Source organism: Prauserella muralis (genome assembly GCF_003202285.1).
GTDB lineage: Bacteria > Actinomycetota > Actinomycetes > Mycobacteriales > Pseudonocardiaceae > Prauserella_B > Prauserella_B muralis.
Map to the genome: position 1 here is coordinate 1,119,574 of NZ_MASW01000001.1, position 20,614 is coordinate 1,140,187.

Here is a 20,614-nt window from a genome sequence, read left to right on the forward strand (position 1 = left end):
AACCCGGGCCGCCGCGCCGTTTCCGGCGTCAGGGTCGGCCCGGGTTCTGCGGAGCACACGTCAGAGCTTGCCGCCCGCGACCGGCGGCATCGTCGGGTCGTCGGCATCCTCGCCGACCGACTCGCGGTGCAGGAAACGCTCGACCTCGAACAGGTTGCCCTTGGCGCGGTCGTAGACGTTGAGCAGGGTGCTCATGGCGGAGATCTCCTCCACCTGCTCCTTGAGGAACCACTGGATGAACTGCTCGCTGGTGTAGTCGTCCTCGTCGCGAGCGGCCTTGGCCAGCGCCTTGATGTCCGCGGCGACCTCCTTCTCCTGGTCCAGAGCCAGCTCGATGAGCTCCCTGGGGTCGGTGAAGTCGTTGCGGATGTCGCCGGTGCCCGGGATCTCGACATGGTGGTCGGTGTCCAGCATGTACTGCACGAGCGCGAGCGCGTGGTTGCGCTCCTCGAGAGCCTGGGCGTAGAAGTGCTTCGCCAGCTGCGGCAGGTCCTCGTTGTCGAACCACACGGCCAGGGCGACGTACTGCTGCGAGGCCGTGAACTCGTTGTGGATCTGCGCCTGCAGCAATTCGTAGAACTTGGAACGTGGATGTTTCTTCGTGGTGGGCATATAGTCAAGATACGTCACGACTGGCCCGTTTTTCCAGCCGGGCCTCGTGATATGCACCCTATTATCCGCAATTCCTTAGCCAAGGTTTTACTAATTTTGTTTAGGCTCACCTAAGAATTGCGGACATTTTTAGGTGAGCCTTGCTTTCATATTGCCGATCGTGCATCCGGCGATTCCGGGAGGGCGTCCCGCGCCACGGGACACGACATGCAGCGCGGACCGCCCCGCCCCGAGCCGAGCTCCGAGCCCGCGATCCGCAGCACTTCGATGCCGGCCTCCTCGAGCCGGGCGTTGGTCTCCACGTTGCGCTCGTAGCCGACCACCACGCCGGGGGCGATGGCCAGCGTGTTGTTGCCGTCGTCCCACTGCTCGCGCTCGGCCGTCACCGGGTCGAGCCCGGTGTCGATGACGTTGAGCCGGTCGATGCCCATGGCCTGCGCCGCGGCCGACAGGAAGGGCTCGGGCCCGTCCACGCGCAGGCCGCCGTCGTCGCCGGGCCGCAGCGTGTAGGCCGTGAGGGAGTCGCGCGCCAGTGGATACATCACGACCGCGTCGGGGCCGATCATCGTGCACACGGTGTCCAGGTGCATGGTGGCGCGCGTCTGCGCGATCGGCACCGCCAGCACGGTGTGCGCGATGCCGTCGGCGAAGGCCGACCGGGCCAGCGACTCGGCGCCCGCGGCGGTGGTCCGTTCCCCGACGCCGACGGCGAGCACGCCGGGTGCGAGCAGGAGCACGTCGCCCCCCTCCACCGGTGCCGAGTGCGCGCCGTATGCGCGCACCGCACCGTAGAACCGTGGGTGGTAGGCATAGACCAGGTCGAACAGGGCGGTCTCCCGCCGCCGCGCGGGCATCGCCAGCGACGAGACGGCGACCCGGTCACTGATCCACACCGACGAGTCGCGGGTGAACAGCAGGTTCGGCAGCGGGTCCACGGCGAAGTCGTGCGGGTGGTGCATGCGGCGCACGAGCGAGCCGCCCTCGCTCGCGGGCAGCTCCTCGAACGTCAGGCCGGACATCAGCGCCTCGGCCAGCGCGGCAGCGGTGAGCCCGGACAGGTGTGAGCGCAGCGAGTCGGCGAGATCGGTGCCGAGCCTGCGGTCGTCCACGGCGGCGTGCACCCCGGCGGTGTGGGCCCGCGGGTCCTCCAGTGCCGTGGTGAGGAGGTCGGCGAGGAGCAGCACTTCCACGCCGCGGCCGCGCAGCACCTCGGCGAACGCGTCGTGCTCGTCCTGGGCGCGGTCGACCCAGGGAATCGAGTCGAACAGCAGCTGGTCGTTGTTGCGAGGCGTGAGCCGCTTGAGCTCGTTGCCGGGCCGGTGAAGCAGGACGGAGCGAAGCGGCCCCACCTCGCTGTCCACGCCGCGGGCGCCTGCTTCGGTCGGGTGCTGAGGCCGCGCGCCCGCACTGGTGGTGCCGAGCGTCGCGGTGCCGTCGTGGTGCTGGATCACAGGTCCGAGCGTAATGAGTCGGTGCCGTCCTGGTTGCTCGCGAAACGACACGGTGCGTCGGCGCAACGCCTCGCCCCGATCCCGGCGCCGTACCACCCGGTCGGGCCATGCCGGCGAGGGTTCGTTGCGCCGATCAGGCGGCCACGACCGCCGCGCCGCCTGATCGGCGCTTCCGGCGACCGCTGGCGCCGGAAGCCGGAGGCCCGGTCACTCCCGCGTGGTGACCGGGCCCGCCGACGTCGTGGTGACCGGTACACGCGAATCGGTGGCAGGTACGGTCGCGAACTCCCAGTTGTCCACGCCGCCGCCCATGATCTCCGCATACCGCTCGGCCGCATCGCGGTTGGCGAAGCGGAGCTGCTGGTCGTTGAGCCGGTGGGTGATCTTGCAGGCCATGCTTTCCCCTCCTGTCGTCGACGGTCGGCCCTCGTGCTGCTCCCCTGCGAGCCGGACCCCCGTATTAGAACATGTGTTCGAATGCCGTGCAACTCACGGCAGCCACGACACATGATCACGTACCAGCGCGTATCCGATGAACGCGACCACGTCCAGCAGTGTGTGGGCGATGACGAGTGGCCACAACCGGTTGGTGCGTTGCCACACCCGGCCGAAGATCAAACCCATCAGCACGTTGCCGACGAAGCCGCCGAGCCCCTGGTAGAGGTGGTACGAGCCGCGCAGGACCGCAGCGGCGAGCAGGGCGGGGTTCTCCCGCACGCCGAGCTGACGAAGCCGGGTGAGCAGGTAGCCCACCACGAGCACCTCCTCGGCGAAGGCGTTGCCGAACGCGGCCAGCGACAGCGTGATCGGCCGCCACCAGTGCTCGCCCAGGGTCGACGGCTGCACGGCGAGGTTGAACCCCAGCTGCCAGGCCGCGAAGTACAGCGCGAGCCCGGGAAGGCCGATGACGGCCGTCAGCGCGATGCCCCAGCGCACGTCGCGGCCCGGCCACCCCCGGTCGAGCCCGATCCGGGCGAGGCGCATGCCGCCCCGCCACAGCAGGTAGAGGCCGAGCGCGCCCCAGCCGACGAGCTGGACGACGCTCAGCAGTTGCTTGAGCAGGTCGATCACGCCGACCGTTGCCTGGGGGACGTTGATGGCCACCTGCTGCTCGCTCAGCGGCTGCGGCCGCAGCAGCGAGTCCACCAGCGACAGCAGGCTGCGCAGGCCGGACAGTCCCAGCGTGATCGAGAAGACGAGGACCAGCTCGACGACGAGCGCCCTGCGCGCGGCGCGGTCGGTGACGACGGCAGGCTCCGCCGGGTTCGGCGGGCTCAACCAGCGACGTGGGCTGTTCAACACTGTGGCACGTTACATGAGCCACGAAAGGCGCAGGTCAGCGGCGAGGCCGGGTAGGCCTGCCCGAGGAGTCGGCAATGACCCGGCATATCACCCGGTGGGCGACACTAGGGTGCTACGGACCAATCGATGAAGGAGGGGAAGCCTCGTGGCGGAAACGTCGAGTACGGAGGCCGTGGAACCGCCTGCATCGCGACAGCCCTGGCACAAGACGATCTCACCGAGGGTGTTCTGGCCCTCGGCGGTGATCATCGTGGGTTTCGTGCTGGTCACGGTGTTGTTCCCGACCGCGGTGGGCGACGCGATCAGCGCCGTGCAGGACGCGGTGATCGGAACGTTCAGCTGGTACTACATGCTGATCGTCTCCATGTTCGTGCTGTTCGCGTTGTGGATCGGGCTGAGCCATTTCGGCGACATCAAACTCGGTCCGGACGAGGAAGGCCCCGAGTTCGGCCTTCGTTCGTGGTTCTCGATGCTCTTCGCGGCAGGCATGGGCATCGGGCTCGTGTTCTGGGGCGTCGCCGAGCCGCTGAACCACTTCGCGGGCGTGCCGAACCGCGCGACGGGCATCCAGGGCGGCACCGAGCAGGGTGCGCAGGACTCGATCCTGCAGACCTTCCTGCACTGGGGCCTGCACCCGTGGGCGATCTACGTCGTGGTGGGCGTCGCCATCGCCTACGCCATCCACCGCAAGAACCGGCCGGTGTCGATCCGCTATGCGCTGGAGGCGCTGATCGGCAGGCGGGTCAAGGGCTGGATCGGCGACGTGATCGACATCGCCGCCATCTGCGGCACGCTGTTCGGTGTCGCGACCTCGCTGGGCCTCGGCGTCATGCAGGTCGCGGCGGGCCTGGACTTCCTCGGCATCGTCAGCGACCCGGACAACATGACCTACGTCGTGCTGATCGGCGCCATCACCACGGCGGCCGTGGTGTCGGTGGTCACCGGGCTGAAGCGGGGCATCCGGTGGCTTTCGAACATCAACATGGGGCTGGCCACGGCGCTGCTGCTGTTCGTGCTGATCGCCGGCCCGACGTTGTTCCTGTTCCGGGAGCTGGTGCAGTCCATCGGTGACTACTTCCAGAACCTGCTGCGGATGAGCTTCAACACCACCGCCTACGCGGGAGAGGAGGGCACCGCCTGGCAGGGCTCGTGGACCACGTTCTACTGGGGCTGGTGGATCTCCTGGGCGCCCTTCGTGGGGGTCTTCATCGCCCGCATCTCGCGGGGCCGCACGGTGCGCGAGTTCGTCGCGGGCGTGCTGCTGGTGCCCACCGCGGTCACGTTCCTGTGGTTCACCGTGTTCGGTGGCAGCGCCCTGTACCGGGAGCTGTTCGGCCAGGGTGGCCTCATCACCACCGACGAGACGGGCACGGCCACCGTGGACACCAACGGCGCGCTGTTCGGGCTGCTCGACGGGCTGCCGGCGGGCACGTTCATGGTGGTGGGCGCGGTCATCCTGATCGTGCTGTTCTTCGTCACCTCGTCCGACTCCGGTTCGCTGGTGGTGGACATGCTCGCCTCCGGCGGCAACCCCGATCCGCCGACCTGGAGCCGCGTGTTCTGGGGTGTCATGGAGGGTGCCGTCGCCATCGCCCTGCTGCTCGCGGGCGGGCTCAGCGCGCTGCAACTGGTGGCGATTCTCATCGCGCTGCCGTTCAGCGTGGTGATGCTCGGCATGTGTGTGTCGATCTGGCGGGAGTTCCGGGCCGAACGCGCCACCATGCTGCGCATCCAGCGGCGCATGCAGCGCGACGCGCTCACCGAGCACGTCTCGCGCAGCCTGATCGACGAGGGACTGGTGGAGCCCAACGGCGACGCCGACGCCTCCGGCAGGCAGCGGGAGGAGACCCGGTCCTCCTGACCGTCCGGTCACCGAGCACGACGGCGGCGCCCCTGGGAACGACCATCCAGGGGCGCCGCTCTCGCGTGAGGACTGGTCAGTGCCTGCTCACGAACGGGCACCCGACGAGTTTGCGCAGCTCGAGTCCTAGCTGCGGCGGGCTGTCGACGGCGCGGGAGAACGCCAGCCGCACATCGTGGTCGCCCTCGGCGCACTCGACGCGCAGCCGCAGCCCGTGCCGGTCAAGGCCGAGCGGGCGGATGCGGCCACGGCGCAGCTCCTCGGGCAGGTGCCGGGCGAGCTGGGTCACGACGTCGGCGTGCGCGTGTTCCAGGTGCCGCAGCCACCGCGTCTCGTCGTGGCAGAACGGGTCGGCCTTCGCGGCGCCGAAGCCGGGCGGGCTGATCGAGTGCGTGCCCTCGGCGTCGGCCAGCACGAACGAGACCGGGGCCAGCCGGAACATGCTGAGCCCGTGGCCGAGGTCGAGCAGCCGGGGATCCGGCCGGGTGCGCGCGATGGACACCGCCCTCGCCCGTGCGCCCTCGGCGCTGAGCGGCCGGAGCCAGCCCGTGACCCACAGCAGGCCCCTGATGGGCTCGCGCAGCTCGACGGGAGCCTGGTCGGTGAGCTCGACCATCATCGCCAGCTCGCCGCTGTCGGCGGCCTGGGTGGCGGAGCCGATCGGATGGTCGTCGGGCAGCAGCACGGTGACGCTGCCGCTGTCGTGGACGTGGTGCAGCACGGGGACGATGCGCCGGGCCTCGCCGGGAGCGTCCTCCAGCGCGGGCAGCAGCAGTGCGGGGCAGTCGCGGGACGCGATCGTCTTGGCACGCTCGGCCGGGCTCGGGGCCGGCGGGCGCCGGGGCTCGGTCTCGGTCACCACTCACCTCCAACTTAGGTGAGGCTAACCTAGTTACCTCGCGTGCGGAAGTAGCATTCCCGCATGGGGTGGTCCGAGCTCGTTCCCTTCGCCGGTGTGGTGCTGGTGGGCGCGATGTCACCGGGGCCGGACTTCGCCGTCGTGGTGCGGCACTCGGCGGTCGCGGGCCGCAGGGCGGGCACGGCGGCGGCGCTGGGCATCGCCACCGGGATCCTGGTGTGGTCGATGGTGGCCGCCGTCGGTGTGGCCAGCCTGCTCGCCGCGTCGGCGGTGGCGTTCACGGTGGTCAAGCTCGCCGGCGCCGCCTACCTGCTGTACCTCGGCAGCAAGGCGCTGCTCGCGGCCTACCGGGGCGGTGCCGCGCCGTTGCCGAAGGGCGACGGCGAGCCGGTCGTCGCGGCACACGCGTTCCGCGACGGCCTGCTGTGCAACGTGCTGAACCCGAAGTGCGCGGTGTTCTTCGTGGCCCTGCTGCCGCAGTTCCTGCCCGCGAAACCCACGGTCGGCGACACCGTGCTGACGGCCGCGGTGCCGGTGGGCCTGACGGCATTGTGGTTCTGTGCCGTCGCGGTGGTCGTCGGCGCGATGCGGAGACTGCTCGCGGCTCCCCGGGTGCGCAGGGCGCTCGACGCGCTGACGGGAACACTGCTGGTCGCCGTGGGTGTCCGGCTCGCGGCGCAGGCGCGCACCCTGCCCTGAGACGTTCGGCTGCCGAACAGTTTCGTCCTTTCTTCGAACGCTACTAGCGTGTGAGACGTGTCAAGCGCTGTGGAACTCACGCCCCCCGGCCCTGGTGGAACTCCTGCCCTGCTCGCGCGCCTCGTCGACGACTCGGCTCTGTTCCCGCCGGGTGACGCCGCGATGCCACAGGCCCTCAAGGCTCACTTCGAGATCCGTGCCGGTGAGCACGCCGGTGTGCTCGGAGTCTTCCTGTGCCAGGCGTCCCGGCTGCCGGAGATGATCACGGAGCTGATCAAGATCCGGCCGAAGCAGCCGCTGCCGATGTCGCTCATCATCGACACCGGTCTCGGCGGCGTGCCCAAGGCGATTTCGATCGTGGAGTCCCGCAACGAGCTGCTCGACCTGCGCATGGTCGAGATGCCGGCCCCTTCGGACGTCGACGAGGTGTGGCTGGAGCGCGTTTCGGAGTTCGTGCCCGAGGACGTGGTGCGGGTGGTGGAGCCGCGCCGGGGCGTCGGCTGGCTCGACGGCGTGCGGAAGGTGATCGAGCACGGCAGCTGGCCGAAAATCCGCTGCGGGGGCTTGTCGAAGGAGAACTTCCCGAGCGTGGACGAGGTCGCCGACTTCCTCTCGGTGGTCAGCAGCGCGACCGGGGCGTCGTTCAAGGCCACGAACAGCCTGCACCGGGCGGTGCGGCACACGGACCCGGACACCGGCTTCGAGCACCACGGGTTTCTGAACCTTCTGGTGGCGTCGGCGCGCTGCCTGGCGGGCGGGGACGTGCGGGCGGCGCTGTCGTCGACCGACGGTGCCGCGCTGGCCGCGGAGGCGCGCGGGCTGTCCGCGCCGGCGGCCAAGGCGGTGCGGTCGCTGTTCGCGTCCTACGCCTCGGCCACGTTCGACGAGCCGATCGCGGACCTCGAGGGCTTGGGCCTGCTGTGACCAGGGAGGGCTCGCTGACGCTGGATCGCGGGCTCGCTCTGTTGCAGGCGGTGGCCGACGCCGGTGGCGAGGCGGCCACGATCTCCGAACTCGCCGCCGCGATCGGCACCAGCAGGGCGGCCGTGTACCGGCTGCTGGTGCCGCTGGCGGAGCGCGGGCTGGTCTGGCGCGACGGCAGCAGGGTGCGGCTCGGCGCGGGTGTGCTGCGGCTGGCCGAGCAGATGCTGCCGCAGCTGCGGGAGGCGGCGCGGCCTGTGTTGCGGGAGCTGGCGGAGTCGACCGGGGCGACGGCGCACCTCTCGGTGGCCGACGGCGACCAGGTGCACGTGGTGGCGGTGGCGGAGCCCGCCTCGCCCGCGTTGCACGTGGCCTACCGGGTGGGCAGCAAGCATCCGGCGTCGCGGGGTGCGGCGGGCAAGGCACTGTCGCTGCGCCCGCGTGGCAAGGGCTGGGTGGCGGCCACCGGCGAGCCGCGGCCGGGGCTGTCCGGGGTCGCCGCGCCCGTCCGCGGTGTGGTGGGACTGCGGGCGAGTGTGGGCGTGGTGTCGTTCGAGCAGCTCGACGCTGCCCGGACGGGACCCCGGCTGGTGGAGGCCGCCGCGGCGCTGGCCGAGGTGCTGCGCAGCTAGCGGCAGGCGAGTCAGCCGAGCAGCGCGCTGCCGAGGGCGAACGCGGAGAAGCAGGCGAAGACGAATCCGGCGGTGCGCTGGATGAGCCGGGGCCGCAGCCTGCCGCGGATCTTGTGCCCGAGGAACACGGCGAGCGCGGCGACCGACACGAGCCCGAGGAACGCGCCGAGGCCGACCGCGACGGGCTGTGCGTACCGGGCTACGAGGCCCGCGGTGGCCAGCTGTGACGCGTCGCCCCACTCGGCGGCGAAGAGCACGGCGAACGACGTCAGCGCGGCCCTGCCGAAGGCAACGGGTGCGGGGCCGGACCTGACCGCGTCGTGGGCGCCGTCGTCTCCTGCGCGGAACCCCTCCCGCAGGAGCATGAATGCGCCGGCGCCGAACATGACGCCGACGACGAGCGAAACGATCCGGTCGGGGAGCAGGGTCAGCACGCTGCCGAACGCGACGGCGATCACGGATTGCACGGCGAAAGCCGCGGTAACGCCGGTCAGCACCGCCCGCGCGCGGTAGCGCGTGGTGAGCACCAGCGTCGCGACGAGCGTCTTGTCCGGCAGCTCGACGGCCATGACCAGCGCAAACGTCGCCACAAACGCCAAAAGCGCGGTAGACATAAAGAACTGCACCCCTTTCCTCTTCAACGATAAAGGGGTGCCTGGCGAATGGCCAGGGAATCGGATTTGCGAATCGCGTGATGAGGTGTCTCGACAATGCTGTCGAGTCATTCCGGAAATTGTTTTCAGGCGTGTCGAAACTTGTTTTTCCGCGCGTGCGCCGCGGGTTTTCGGGACCTAGGTCCTGGGCACTTCGGGACCACGGGACCTGACGTCCGGCCCTGGCGCGGAGGACAGTCGATCACGTGGAAGTCCTGGAACTCGCGCGCTGGCAGTTCGGCATCACGACCGTCTACCACTTCCTGATGGTGCCGCTCACGATCGGGCTCTCGGTGCTGGTCGCGGGCATGCAGACGGCGTGGGTGCGCACGGGCAACGAGCGCTACCTGCGGATGACGAAGTTCTGGGGCAAGCTGCTGCTGGTCAACTTCGCCATGGGCGTGGTGACGGGCATCGTCCAGGAGTTCCAGTTCGGGATGACGTGGAGCGCCTACTCGCGCTTCGTGGGGGACGTGTTCGGGGCGCCGCTGGCGATGGAGGGCCTGGTGGCGTTCTTCGTCGAGTCGACGTTCCTCGGCCTGTGGATCTTCGGCTGGGACCGGCTGCCCAAGCGGGTGCACCTGGCGTGCGCCTGGGCGTTTTCGCTGGCCACGGTGGCGTCGGCGTACTTCATCCTGGCCGCGAACTCGTGGATGCAGCACCCGGTGGGCGTGGAGTTCACCGACGGGCGGCCGACGATGAACTCGATCTGGGCGGTGCTGACGAACAACACGGCGCTGGCCGCGGTCCCGCACACGATCGCGGGTGCGTTCGCCGTGGCGGCGGCGTTTCTGGTGGGCATCGCGGCGTGGCGGCTGTGGCGCGGGCGGCACTCCGGCGACGGGGACCGTCCGGTGTGGCGGTCGTCACTGCGGCTGGGGGCCTTCACCGGGGTGGCGGCCTTCGCGGTGCTGGTGGTGTCGGGGGACATGCAGGGCAAGCTGATGTTCGAGCAGCAGCCGATGAAGATGGCGTCGGCGGAGGCGCTGTGCCACACGGAGCAGCCCGCCAGCTTCTCGATCCTGGCGATCGGCGACGTGCGGAACGCCGACTGCGAGAACGTCAAGACGTTCACCGTGCCCGCGTTGCTGTCCTTTCTGGCGCACAACGACTTCCAGACCGAGGTCAAGGGCATCGAGGATCTCGTGGGCGAGTACCAGGAGCGCTACGGCAGCCACTACCCGGACGACCCGGCGCTGGGCGAGCTCGCGGGCAAGCCCATCGACTACGTGCCGAACCTGCCGGTGACGTACTGGGGCTTCCGGATCATGATCGGCTTCGGCGCCCTGTCCGCGGCGACGGGCGTGCTCGCGCTGTGGCTGACGCGACAGGGCCGGATCCCTGAGTCACGCTGGTTTCCCCGGCTGGCGCTGGCGAGCATCGCGACGCCGTTCGTCGCGAACAGCGCGGGCTGGATCTTCACGGAGATGGGCCGCCAGCCGTTCGTCGTGGTGCCGAACCCGACCGGTGTGGACGGGGTGTGGATGTTCACGGCGCAGGCGGTGTCCACCGTGTCGGCAGGCGAGGTGTGGGCATCGCTGATCTCGCTGACGGCGGTGTACGCGGCGCTGGGCGTGGTGGAGGTGTTCCTGCTGGTCCGCTACGTGCGGGGTGGCGTGGACGCGGTCATGCCCCCGAAGCCGCCGCCGGGGGACGGCGACGACACCGAGAACTCCCGCGACCCGGACGACTCCGGCGACGACGTGCTGGCCTTCGCCTACTGAGGAACGACGATGCGACAAGTCTCCTACCGGCCAACCCCCACCCTTCCCGGGGGGCGACCCCGCTGCCAGCCTACCGGCGCCCGCGGCCGCCACCAGTTCTTACCAGCAAGTTGTGGACAACTCGCCCGGTTGTGCACAACCTGGGGAAATCTGGTTTCACCTGAAACCACGCGCGAGAGGTGCCGATGATGGACCTCGCGACCCTCTGGTTCTGCATCATCGCCGCCTTCTGGCTCGGTTACCTGTTCCTCGAAGGCTTCGACTTCGGCGTCGGCATGCTGCTGCCCGTCCTCGGCCGCGACGACACCGAACGCCGCGTCATGATCAACACCATCGGCCCGGTCTGGGACGGCAACGAGGTGTGGCTCATCGTCGCAGGCGGCGCCATGTTCGCCGCGTTCCCCGCCTGGTACGCGGGCCTGTTCTCCGGTGTCTACCTGCCGCTGCTCGCCGTCCTGCTCGCGCTGATCGGCCGCGGCGTCGCCTTCGAGTACCGCGGCAAGGTCGACTCCCCGCGCTGGCGGCGCAACTGGGACCGCGTCATCATGATCGGCTCCTGGGTCCCGCCGTTCGGCGTCGGCCTCGTGCTCGCCACCACGGTGCTGGGCCTCCCGCTGGACGCCGACGGTGACCGCCTCGGCTCCGCGTTCTCCGCCCTGCGCTGGGACACCCTGCTCGGCGGGCTCGCCGTCGTCGGCTTCTCGCTGGTGCACGGCGCCGTGTTCCTCGCCCTCAAGACCGACGGCGAGCTTCGCCACCGCGCCCGCGCGCTCGGCCTGCGCATGCTGCCCGCCGCGCTGGTGCCGCTGCTCGGGCTGACCCTGCTCGTGCAGGCCCGCGAGGGAGCACTGTGGACGGCCGTGCCGCTCGTGGCCGCGCCCGCGGCCGCCGCCGTGGCCTGGTGGCGCCTCGCCGAGGGCAGGGAAGGGCAGGCGTTCGCGGCCCTCGGTGCCGTCATCGCCGCCGCCGCACTCACCCTGTTCGGCGCCCTCTACCCGGACGTACTCCCGTCCACTCTGGACACGGCCGACTCGCTCACCGTGGCGGGCGCCTCGTCGAGCCCGTACACGCTGCAGGTCATCACCTGGGTCGCCGCGTTCGGCGCGCCCGCCGTGCTCGTCTACCAGGGCTGGACCTACTGGGTGTTCCGCAGGCGCATCAGCACCCGGCACATCCCGAAAGCGCACGCACCACGATGAACGCTCCCGTCCGCGAACCCCTTTCCGCCACTGTGTCCACACCGGACACTCCGCGGACGGGACGAGGCCCGCTCGGCGCGCTGCCCGCCCTCTCGGCAGCGGCGCGCCGGGCGCTGGCCGTCGCCGCCGTACTCGCCGCGCTCAACGCGGCCGGGCTCGTCGCGCAGGCGTTCCTGCTGGCCGGCATGCTCGCCGACCTCGTCGCCGGGCACACCGGCGGCCACGGACCCCGGCTGCTCGCACTGGCCGCCGTCGTGCTCGCCAGGGCACTCGTCAGCTGGGCCATCCGCGTCGTCACCGCCCGCGCCGCCGCGGGCGCCAAGGAGGAACTCCGGGCCCGGGTCGTCGACCACGCGCTGCGGCTCGGACCCGAATGGATCGCCGCCCGCGGCCCCGCCCAGCTCACCGCGCTCACCACCAGGGGGCTCGACGCTCTCGACGGCTACTTCACCGAGTACCTGCCCGCGCTCGTCACCGCCGCCGTCGTCCCCGCCGGCGTCGGCGCTGCCGTGCTGCTCGCCGACTGGCCGTCCGCGCTCATCATCGCGCTCACCGTCCCGCTGCTGCCCCTGTTCGCGGTCCTCGTCGGCCGCTACACCGCCGACCGCGTCTCCGCGGCCACCGGCACTCTGCACCGGATGTCCGGTCACCTGCTCGAACTCGTCCGCGCGCTGCCGGTGCTCGCCGCCTTCCGCCGCGCCGACGCCCAGGCCGCGGCCGTCCGCAGAGTCAGCGAGCAGCACCGCCGCGCCACCCTGTCCACCCTGCGGGTGGCCTTCTCCTCCGCCTTCGTGCTGGAACTCGCCGCGACCCTGTCGGTCGCGCTCGTCGCCGTCGTCATCGGCGTGCGGCTCGTGTCCGGCGACCTGTCGCTGGCCGTCGGGCTGGGCGTGCTCATCCTCGCTCCCGAGTGCTACCAGCCGTTGCGTTCGGTCGGTGCTGCCTTCCACGCCAGCGAGGACGGCGTGGAAGCCGTGCGGCGCGTCGGCGACGTGCTCGCCGAACCGCTGCCTGCCACCGGCGGCAGCGTGCCCGCGCCGCGCGGCGAGGTCCGCGTCGACGGCCTGCGCGTCCGCCGTCGCGGCACCCACGCACCCGACGGCGAGACGTTCACGGTGCGGCCCGGCTCGACGGTGTGGCTGCGCTCGCCCAGCGGTGCGGGCAAGACCACGACGCTCTCGGTGCTGCTCGGCTTCACCCGGCCCGAGTCCGGCACCGTCACCGTCGACGGCACCCCGCTCAACCACATCGACATGTCGACATGGAGGCAGGCTGTGGCCTGGGTGCCGCAGACACCCGCCTTCTCCGGCGGCACCGTCCGCGACGAACTCGACCTCGCCGCGCCCGGCACGGAGGGCACGGACGGTCACCACGACGTCCTCGCCACACTCGGGCTCGACGGCCTGCTCCACCGCCCCGTGGCCGCGCTCTCCGTGGGCCAGCGCCAGCGGGTCGCCGTCGCGAGGGCTTTGCTGCGGCTGCGCGCGGGGGCCTGGCTCCTGCTGCTCGACGAGCCCACCGCGCACCTCGACGCCGCGAACACCGAACGCGTGCTCGCCGCCGTCCGCGACGCCGAGCGAGCGGGAGCCGCCGTCGTCATCGCCGCCCACCGGCGCGGCGCCCTCGACGCCGACGAGGCGTCCCACGACGTTCACCCGGGCGGCCAGGAGGACACGGGGTGCGGCCGCCCGGGTGAACCCCTTGCCCTGCGCCGGGTTCTCGACCGGCGGTTCGCCGCCGGAACGCTGCTCGGCGCCGCCGCCCTGCTCGCCGGTGTCGCGCTGACCGCCACGTCCGGCTGGCTCATCGCGAAGGCCTCCCAGCAGCCGCCGATCCTCACGCTCACCGTCGCCGTCGTCGGGGTACGGGCCTTCGGGCTCGCCCGCGCCGGGCTGCGTTACGCCGAACGGCTCGTCGTGCACGACGCCGCCTTCCGCGCGGCGGGACGGCTGCGCGAACGGCTGTGGCGAGCGCTGGTGCGTCTCGGGCCCGCTCGTACCCTCGACCTGCGGCGTGGTGAGGCGCAGCGGCGGCTGGTCGGCGACGTCGACACCGTCCGCGACCTGCTGCCCCGCGTCGTGACGCCGCCGCTGATCGCCGCGGCCGTCCTCGCCGGGGCCTGCGCTGTGCAGGCGGTGGTGCTGCCGCAGGCCGGGCTGCTGCTGGCCGGAGCCATGCTCACCGCGGCGCTCGCCGCGCCCGCGCTCGCGCTCGCGGTGGAGCGGCGGGCGACATCGGCGCTCACCGCGGGCCGTCGCGACGTGGCCGCCCGGGTGCTGGGCCTGTTCGACGCCGCGGCGGAGCTCATCGCGTTCGGCGCCGACGGCCTGCGCAGGCGCGAACTCGCCACCGCGGACACCCGGCTCGGGGCCGCCGCCCGCAGGCAGGCGCTCGGCTCCGGCGCCGCCGACGCGGTCGTCGTGCTCGCCGCGGGTCTCGCCGCCGTGGGCAGCACCGCGCTCGCCGCCCGCGCCGTCGCCGACGGTGCACTCGACCCGGTGCTCGTGCCGGTGCTGGCGCTCGTGCCGCTCGCACTCGCCGAGGTGCTCGCCCTGCTGCCGCCCGCCGCGCAGCACTGGGACACCCTCCGCCAGGCACGCCTGCGCCTCGCCGAGTGGGACCAACGGCCGGCCGCGCCATCCCGCAAGGTCCGCTCCGACGGCGCGCGCATCGCCATGCGTGGCGTGGACCTGCGGTGGCCGGACGCGGACCGGCCCGTGCTCCGGGACGTCGACGTGGACATCCCCGAAGGCAGCCACGTCGCCGTCGTCGGCGCCTCCGGGGCAGGCAAGTCCACCTTTGTCGCCGCGCTGCTGGGCCTGCTGGAGCCCGAGCGCGGGCAGGCGACGCTGCCCGCCCGCGTCGCCTGGGCGCCGCAGGAGCCGTACCTGGTCGCCACCACGGTCGCGGAGAACGTCCGGCTCGCCGATCCCCTCGCCACCGACGAGCAGGTGCGCGACGCGCTGCACGCCGCGGGGCTGCCCGGGCTCGACCCGGCCACCAGGCTCGGCAGCGCGGGCGCGGGCCTGTCCGGTGGGCAGGCGCAGCGCGTGGCGCTCGCACGTGCGCTGCTCGCCGCGCCGGGGGCGGACGCCGTGCTGCTCGACGAGCCCACCGCACATCTCGACGAGGCCACCGCGCGGCGGGTGCTCGCCACCCTGCGCGACCGGCTCGCCGGGCACACCGTCGTCCACGTCACCCACCGGCCCGAGGAGGCCGCCGAGGCCGCCGACCTGGTGCTGCACGTGGCCGGCGGGGGAATCGGCACGCACGTCACAGCGCAGCGAGCGGCCATGCCGGGCGGTGGCGCATAACCTTGATGTTGCTGATGGAACCGACCCTTGCCGCCCGCGCGCTGTCCGCGGCCACCGAGATCACCACGACGGCCCTGTCGGGCGACGACCCGGGCGCCGTGCTCGGCTCCGTCGTGCGCCGCGCCGCCGAACTCGCCGACGCCGACCTCGGGCTCGTCATGGTGCGCACCGACGACGGCACGGTCACCGTGGAAGCCGCGCACGGGGTCACCGAACCGAGCGGTCTGCTCGGCCTCGTGCTGCCCGCCGAGTCCGCCGCGGGCCAGGTGGCCGCGGGCGGCGAGCCGGTTGTCACCGACGACGTCACCAACGATCCGCGCACGTCCCGCTTCGTTCCCCCCGAGCTGCGTTCCTACGGTCCGTTCGCGGCAGCTCCGTTCGGCGCCGGGGGCAGGCTGCTCGGTGTCCTCACGGTGTATCGCGCGCGGGACCGAGCCCCGTTCTCCACCAGCACCGTCGAGGTGCTCACCGCGTTCGCCGGGCAGGCCGGGGTGGTGCTCGCCCTCGCCGAGGGCGCCAACGCGCGCCACCGCGTCACCCTGTACCAGGAGCGGGAACGGATCGCCCGCGAACTGCACGACGTCATCGTGCAGCGCCTCTACGCCGCGGGGATGCAGCTCGACCGCGTGCGGCGGCGGATGCGCAGGCGGTTCGCGGGCGCCGACGGCGCCCGGCTCGCCGAGGCGATCGACCAGCTCGACCAGACGATCGAGGAGATCCGGGGCACGGTGCGCGCGCTGCGCTCACCCGACCCGGAGCCGCACGAACCGCGGCAGGAAGCCACGGACCTGGCCGAGTCCGCCAGGGCGGAGGTGCGGATCGCGGGCGAACTGCTCGGCTACCCGCCCACCCTGGAGCTGTCCGGGGAACTCGCCGACATCCCCGCCGAACGCGCCGACCACGTGCGCGCCGCCCTGCGGGAGGCGCTGTCCAATGTGGTCCGGCACTCGGGGGCGAGCGAGACAAGGGTGACGCTGCAGCGCGACGCGCACGGCGTGCGGCTGCGGGTGCGCGACAACGGCTGTGGCGTACCGCAGGACGTCGCCAAGCGCGGCCTGCGGCACCTGTCCGAGCGAGCCAAGGGCGCGGGCGGAACCTTCACCGTCAACTCCTCGCCGAGCATGGGCACGCTCGTGGCCTTCGACCTGCCACTCGCCTGACGTCCACAACGGACCAATGCCGTGTGCCGGCACCGAGCCGAAGGTGACCTTGGGTGTCTGGTGTGTGCCCAAGGGGCCCTTGGGCTCGTCAGCTGCTGGCGCCGCCGTGGCGCGCGACCCACGCCGCCGCCTGCGTTCTGCGTTGCATGCCGAGCTTCGCCAGCAGCGACGTCACGTGGTTCTTCACCGTCTTCTCCGCCAGGAACAGCCGTTCGGCGATCTCCCGGTTCGAAAGGCCCTGCCCGATCAGGTCCAGCACGCCGCGCTCGCGCTCGGTCAGCTCCGCCAGCCGGTCCGGCTCGGCGGGGTGGCGCATCTTCTCCAGCAGCCGCGCCGTCGTCACCGGATCCAGCAGCGAGCGCCCCGCCGCCACCTCCCGCACCGCGTTCACCACGTCCTGCCCCCGCACCTGCTTGAGCAGGTACCCGGACGCGCCCGCCATGATCGCGCCGACCATCGCCTCCTCGTCGTCGAACGCGGTGAGCACCAGGCATTGCGGCGGGTTCGGCCGCGACCGCAGCTCCCGGCACAGCTGCACGCCGTCGGCCTCGTCCTCGCCGAGCCGCACGTCCACCACCGCGACGTCGGGCTCCACGTGCAGGGCGACCGCCAGCGCCTCGTCCGCGCTGCTCGCCTCGGCAACCACGGTGATGTCCGGCTCGTCGGTGAGCAGATCCCGCAGCCCCCGGCGCACCACCTCGTGATCGTCGACGAGCAACACCTCGATGGCCATACCTCGAGACTACGGCCGATCGCGAAATAACCCCCACCGTGCCGGTGTTGGCCCAGTCATGGACGAGCGCAGCCGTGGCCGGGTCCGGGTGGAGCGAGGTGCGAAGCGGGTGCGGGCCGTCTTCCCGGGAAAGGTGGTCGCCGACACGACGCGGCCGCTGCTGGTGTGGGAAGTGCCGTACTACCCGATGTACTACATCCCGCGCGCCGACGTGGACACCGAGCTGATCGTGCCGACCGGCCGGACGCGGCACTCGCCGAGCCGCGGCGACGGCCTGCTGTCCAGCCTGCGCGTCGGCGACCGCGAGGCGGTGGACGCGGTCACCGAGTACCCGGACTCGCCGCTGGAGGAGCTGCGCGAGGCCGTCCGGCTCGACTGGGACGCGATGGACGCCTGGTTCGAGGAGGACGAGGAGGTCTACACGCACCCCCGCGACCCGCACACGCGCGTCGACATCCTGCCCAGCTCCCGGCACGTGCGCATCGAGGTCAACGGCGTCACCGTCGCCGAGTCGCACAGCCCCCGCCTGCTGTTCGAGACCGGCCTGCCCACCCGGTACTACCTGCCCAAGACCGACGTGCGCCTCGAGTTGCTGGAGCCCAGCGACAAGGTGACCCACTGCCCGTACAAGGGGCAGGCCGAGTACTGGTCGGTCCGCGCCGGTGACGAGCTGGTGCCCGACCTGGCGTGGTCGTACCGCATGCCGCTGCCGGAGAGCGAGCGCATCGCGGGCCTGGTGTGCTTCACCGACGAGCTCGTCGACGTCTACGTGGACGGCGAGCTGCAGGAGCGGCCGAAGACGAAGTTCGCCTGACGGCTCACGCCTGCCGCGCGGGAAAGCGCAGCTCGTTGCGGTCGATCTTCGCGTTGGCCGCCGCGAGCAGGTCCACGCCCAGCACGTCGGCGAGGCGCGTCAGGTAGAGCAGCACGTCGGCGATCTCGTCCAGCACCCGCTCGCGCAGGTGCGGATCGCCCATCGCCTGCCGCGACTGGTCGGGCGTGAGCCACTGGAACAGCGCGGTCAGTTCGCCCGTCTCGCCCGCCAGCGCCATCACGAGGTTCTTCGGTGTGTGGTCCGGGTTCCAGTCGCGAGCGTCGGCGAAGTCGCGGAGCCGCTGGATCAGCGCGTCGAGAGTCACCGGCCCTGCCTATCACGCCCCGCGTTAACACTCCTGGCTTACTTTCTGTACCGGCACGGCCACGCTTGGTTTACTCGTTCTGGATCGAAAGGGGTGGTATGGCCGAGTGGCGGCAGGACGCCGTCCGCGCTGTCGAAGCGGAGCTCGCACACGCGCGGCGGACCGGCGAATGGACCATGCTGGGACGGCTCCGGAAAGGGGGGAACGGAGCCGGCGGGGAGTACACCGTTGACCTGCGGGACCGGCGGATCGACCCGATCGACGACCTGCGCGTCGCCGGTGAGGACGGCCCGCGCAGCGGCCCGGCGGTACCGGTGGACGCCGAACTCTCCTGCGGTGTGCTGCGGCTGCGCGACCCCGGCCCGCTGCCACCCGGCTGCGACCGCCTGTGGGCCCGGCAGGTGGGCCCGCGGGACGGGCTCGAACGGCTCCTGCGCGCCCTGCGCGAACCAGCCGAGACGCCGCTGGCCGATCGGCTCGCCGCCGCCGACCTCGACCCCGCCGACGACCCCCGTGCCGCCTGCTTCGCTCCCGGCCTGCGCCTGGTGTGGGGGCCGCCCGGCACCGGAAAGTCGCGGATGATCGCCGAGGTGGCCGCCGAGCTCGCCGACGCGGGCAAGCGCGTGCTGGTCGTCTCCGCCGACGAGCCGACTCCCGGCTGCGGCACCGACCCGGAGCGCCTCGCCATCCAGGAGGACCTCGTCGCCCTGTCCGGCGCCGACACCGACATCGCCCGCCTCGACCGGGCCCTCACCGGCTACGACCACGCCGCGTTTCTCGCCGCGGGCCGCCGCATCGCCAACGGCGAGCGGTCGGCGGGCCTGGAGTCCGAGTTCGCCGCGGTGCGAAGACGCCACGAGGAGGCCGCGTCCTCGCTCGCCACGGCGCAGGCTGGCCTGCGTGCCGCCCGGGAGGCCTGGGACGCGGTGGCCGGTGAACGCGGCCGGCTCGCCGAGGCCCGCGCGCTGGACGGCCGGCTCACCACACTCGACGCCCGGATCGCCGAGCTGACCGCCAGGCTCGCCGCCGGGGGACCGCTCTCCCGCGGCCGCCGCGCGGACCGCAGGGCGTTGCGCTCCGCCGAGCAGGAGAAGACTCGCGTCGAGGTGACCATCGCCCGCCTGCGCGAGGACGCGCGACCACTCACCGACGAGCGCATCGCGGAACTGGAGGCCGAACTGGCCGCCGCGCACGAGTATCTCGACGCCGCGGCAGCCACCGAGTCGGACGCGCACGCCCGGCTCGAACGCCTGCGCGGCAAGATCGCCCAGCTGCGCTCCACCGGACTCGCCACCGCACAGGACCGGCGGTTCCACGACGAGTGCGTGCAGCGAGGACTGCCCGCCCTGCACGCCCAGCGGGAGAAGCTGCTGCGGGAGAGCGAGCACCGCTCGGCCCGCCGCGGCAGGCTCGAGGAGCGCCTGTGGTGGCTCGGCGAGCGAGCCCACCGCGCCCGCCTCGACGCCGAGGCCGCCTCGTGGGAGTCGGCGCGCATCGTCACCACCACGTTCGCCCGGCGCGCCACCGGCTCCCGCCCTTTCGACGTCGTGCTCGTCGACGACGCGGGGTCGGCCCGCCTTGCCGACGTGCTCCTCGCCGTCGCCCAGGCCAGGGAGACGGCCGTGGTGTTCGGCGACTTCCGGCAGCCGGGGCCGCGGGTGCGGCCCGCAGAGCTGCGCACACTGCCCGAGATCCGCCGCTGGAGCCTGGCCACCGCGTTCAGCCACTGCGGTATCCGCACCGCCGCCGACGCGCGGGACCACCCTGGCTGCGCGGTCCTCACCCGGCAGTTCCGGTTCGGCCCCGCCGTCGGGGCTCTGGCCGCCGTGGCCGGATACGAGGCACCGGACGAGACCGCGGCGCCCGGCACCGGCGTGGTGCTGCTCGACACCGGCGGCGAGCCGGTGGAGCGGGCCGCGGTGGCCCATGCGCTCGCGGGCAGGAAGGCCGCCGTGCTCGCGCCCAACCGCGCGCAGGCCGACGCGTGGCTGGGCGTGCTGCGCGACCACCTGGGCATCGCCGTCGGCACCGCCCGCACGCTGCCGGGGCACGAGTTCGACACCGTGCTGCTCGACGCGACCGAGGACGACTGGAGCGCGCGGGTGCGCTCGTTCGGCTCGGCCGTCACGCGCGCCCGCCGCACGCTGTACGTGCTCGCCGACGTCCGGACGGTCAAGACCGCGCCCATCGGCAGTCCCCTCGGCACCGTCAACGCGCTGCGGCTGCAAGGGATCCTCACGGTGCGTGACCTCGCGGAGGTGCTCATTCCCCGGCAGCGGGGCACCGCGATGACCACGGCCGGCGACCGATCGGCACATTACGGTGACCAACCGGCGAGCTTCTAGTGGCACGATA

At 72.2% G+C, this 20,614-nt stretch carries 18 protein-coding genes; 10 read left to right on the top strand and 8 right to left on the bottom strand.

Going from position 1 to position 20,614, the window contains the following annotated elements:
• Positions 1-60: 60 nt before the first annotated feature.
• The 4 genes from BAY60_RS06305 to BAY60_RS06320 all read right to left on the bottom strand — a co-directional run bounded on the left by BAY60_RS06305 (position 61) and on the right by BAY60_RS06320 (position 3,365).
• Positions 61-612, bottom strand: a complete 552-nt coding sequence (locus tag BAY60_RS06305) for a ferritin (RefSeq protein WP_112279833.1) — start codon at positions 610-612, stop codon at positions 61-63.
• A 146-nt stretch (positions 613-758) separates the two neighbouring features.
• Entirely contained in the window at positions 759-1,973 is a 1,215-nt protein-coding gene (locus BAY60_RS06310; protein WP_112280755.1) for an arginine deiminase, read from the bottom strand.
• 297 nt (positions 1,974-2,270) lie between these two features.
• A complete protein-coding gene (locus BAY60_RS06315) occupies positions 2,271-2,459 on the bottom strand; it encodes a hypothetical protein (protein WP_112279834.1) in 189 nt (62 codons plus the stop codon).
• Positions 2,460-2,552: 93 nt separating this feature from the next.
• Complete coding sequence (locus BAY60_RS06320; RefSeq protein WP_112279835.1) at positions 2,553-3,365, bottom strand: CPBP family intramembrane glutamic endopeptidase; 813 nt, start codon at positions 3,363-3,365, stop codon at positions 2,553-2,555.
• Positions 3,366-3,510: 145 nt separating this feature from the next.
• Between BAY60_RS06320 and BAY60_RS06325 the strand changes: the two genes are divergently transcribed.
• On the top strand, positions 3,511-5,226 hold the full coding sequence (locus BAY60_RS06325; protein ID WP_112279836.1) for a BCCT family transporter: 1,716 nt from the start codon (positions 3,511-3,513) through the stop codon (positions 5,224-5,226).
• Positions 5,227-5,302: 76 nt separating this feature from the next.
• On the opposite strand, the gene BAY60_RS06330 is transcribed toward BAY60_RS06325, so the two are convergent.
• Positions 5,303-6,085 (bottom strand): DUF2470 domain-containing protein, encoded by a 783-nt coding sequence (locus BAY60_RS06330; protein ID WP_112279837.1) that lies wholly within the window; start codon positions 6,083-6,085, stop codon positions 5,303-5,305.
• Between the two features lie 63 nt (positions 6,086-6,148).
• Here BAY60_RS06330 and BAY60_RS06335 point away from each other — a divergent pair, with 63 nt between their 5' ends.
• The 3 genes from BAY60_RS06335 to BAY60_RS06345 all read left to right on the top strand — a co-directional run bounded on the left by BAY60_RS06335 (position 6,149) and on the right by BAY60_RS06345 (position 8,337).
• On the top strand, positions 6,149-6,784 hold the full coding sequence (locus BAY60_RS06335) for a LysE family translocator (RefSeq protein ID WP_112279838.1): 636 nt from the start codon (positions 6,149-6,151) through the stop codon (positions 6,782-6,784).
• 69 nt (positions 6,785-6,853) lie between these two features.
• Positions 6,854-7,708: a hypothetical protein gene (locus BAY60_RS06340; protein WP_170160367.1), complete on the top strand. Its 855-nt coding sequence runs from the start codon at positions 6,854-6,856 to the stop codon at positions 7,706-7,708.
• The gene (locus tag BAY60_RS06345) at positions 7,705-8,337 is read left to right on the top strand and encodes an IclR family transcriptional regulator (protein WP_112279839.1); all 633 of its coding nucleotides are present in this window, start codon (positions 7,705-7,707) and stop codon (positions 8,335-8,337) included. The genes BAY60_RS06340 and BAY60_RS06345 overlap by 4 nt, the downstream gene beginning before the upstream one ends.
• An 11-nt stretch (positions 8,338-8,348) precedes the next feature.
• Here the strand turns inward: BAY60_RS06345 and BAY60_RS06350 are convergent, their stop codons facing one another.
• Positions 8,349-8,951 (bottom strand): TMEM165/GDT1 family protein, encoded by a 603-nt coding sequence (locus tag BAY60_RS06350; RefSeq protein ID WP_112279840.1) that lies wholly within the window; start codon positions 8,949-8,951, stop codon positions 8,349-8,351.
• 245 nt (positions 8,952-9,196) lie between these two features.
• On the opposite strand from BAY60_RS06350, the gene BAY60_RS06355 reads away from it, so the two are divergent.
• The 4 genes from BAY60_RS06355 to BAY60_RS06370 all read left to right on the top strand — a co-directional run bounded on the left by BAY60_RS06355 (position 9,197) and on the right by BAY60_RS06370 (position 16,387).
• Positions 9,197-10,714: a cytochrome ubiquinol oxidase subunit I gene (locus BAY60_RS06355; protein ID WP_112279841.1), complete on the top strand. Its 1,518-nt coding sequence runs from the start codon at positions 9,197-9,199 to the stop codon at positions 10,712-10,714.
• A gap of 188 nt (positions 10,715-10,902) precedes the next feature.
• A complete protein-coding gene (gene cydB / locus BAY60_RS06360) occupies positions 10,903-11,913 on the top strand; it encodes a cytochrome d ubiquinol oxidase subunit II (protein ID WP_112280757.1) in 1,011 nt (336 codons plus the stop codon).
• Positions 11,910-15,227 (top strand): thiol reductant ABC exporter subunit CydD, encoded by a 3,318-nt coding sequence (gene cydD, locus BAY60_RS06365; protein ID WP_112279842.1) that lies wholly within the window; start codon positions 11,910-11,912, stop codon positions 15,225-15,227. The genes cydB and cydD overlap by 4 nt, the downstream gene beginning before the upstream one ends.
• A 14-nt stretch (positions 15,228-15,241) precedes the next feature.
• Positions 15,242-16,387 (top strand): GAF domain-containing sensor histidine kinase, encoded by a 1,146-nt coding sequence (locus tag BAY60_RS06370; RefSeq protein WP_112280758.1) that lies wholly within the window; start codon positions 15,242-15,244, stop codon positions 16,385-16,387.
• A gap of 88 nt (positions 16,388-16,475) precedes the next feature.
• Here BAY60_RS06370 and BAY60_RS06375 read toward each other — a convergent pair whose 3' ends face one another.
• The gene (locus BAY60_RS06375; RefSeq protein WP_112279843.1) at positions 16,476-17,120 is read right to left on the bottom strand and encodes a response regulator; all 645 of its coding nucleotides are present in this window, start codon (positions 17,118-17,120) and stop codon (positions 16,476-16,478) included.
• Positions 17,121-17,178: 58 nt separating this feature from the next.
• On the opposite strand from BAY60_RS06375, the gene BAY60_RS06380 reads away from it, so the two are divergent.
• Entirely contained in the window at positions 17,179-17,934 is a 756-nt protein-coding gene (locus BAY60_RS06380) for a DUF427 domain-containing protein (RefSeq protein ID WP_112279844.1), read from the top strand.
• Positions 17,935-17,938: 4 nt separating this feature from the next.
• Here the strand turns inward: BAY60_RS06380 and BAY60_RS06385 are convergent, their stop codons facing one another.
• Entirely contained in the window at positions 17,939-18,259 is a 321-nt protein-coding gene (locus tag BAY60_RS06385) for a nucleotide pyrophosphohydrolase (protein ID WP_112279845.1), read from the bottom strand.
• A gap of 98 nt (positions 18,260-18,357) precedes the next feature.
• On the opposite strand from BAY60_RS06385, the gene BAY60_RS06390 reads away from it, so the two are divergent.
• Positions 18,358-20,604, top strand: a complete 2,247-nt coding sequence (locus tag BAY60_RS06390) for a hypothetical protein (RefSeq protein ID WP_245992348.1) — start codon at positions 18,358-18,360, stop codon at positions 20,602-20,604.
• Positions 20,605-20,614: the final 10 nt, after the last annotated feature.

Excerpts from the sequence above, each read along its gene's own strand:
- BAY60_RS06315 (WP_112279834.1), bottom strand. The coding sequence starts at position 2,459 with ATGGCCTGCAAGATCACCCACCGGCTCAACGACCAGCAGCTCCGCTTC.
- BAY60_RS06380 (WP_112279844.1), top strand. The coding sequence starts at position 17,179 with ATGGACGAGCGCAGCCGTGGCCGGGTCCGGGTGGAGCGAGGTGCGAAG.
- BAY60_RS06390 (WP_245992348.1), top strand. The coding sequence starts at position 18,358 with ATGGCCGAGTGGCGGCAGGACGCCGTCCGCGCTGTCGAAGCGGAGCTC.
- BAY60_RS06375 (WP_112279843.1), bottom strand. The coding sequence starts at position 17,120 with ATGGCCATCGAGGTGTTGCTCGTCGACGATCACGAGGTGGTGCGCCGG.
- BAY60_RS06370 (WP_112280758.1), top strand. The coding sequence starts at position 15,242 with ATGGAACCGACCCTTGCCGCCCGCGCGCTGTCCGCGGCCACCGAGATC.
- cydD (WP_112279842.1), top strand. The coding sequence starts at position 11,910 with ATGAACGCTCCCGTCCGCGAACCCCTTTCCGCCACTGTGTCCACACCG.
- BAY60_RS06335 (WP_112279838.1), top strand. The coding sequence starts at position 6,149 with ATGGGGTGGTCCGAGCTCGTTCCCTTCGCCGGTGTGGTGCTGGTGGGC.
- cydB (WP_112280757.1), top strand. The coding sequence starts at position 10,903 with ATGGACCTCGCGACCCTCTGGTTCTGCATCATCGCCGCCTTCTGGCTC.
- BAY60_RS06350 (WP_112279840.1), bottom strand. The coding sequence starts at position 8,951 with ATGTCTACCGCGCTTTTGGCGTTTGTGGCGACGTTTGCGCTGGTCATG.
- BAY60_RS06305 (WP_112279833.1), bottom strand. The coding sequence starts at position 612 with ATGCCCACCACGAAGAAACATCCACGTTCCAAGTTCTACGAATTGCTG.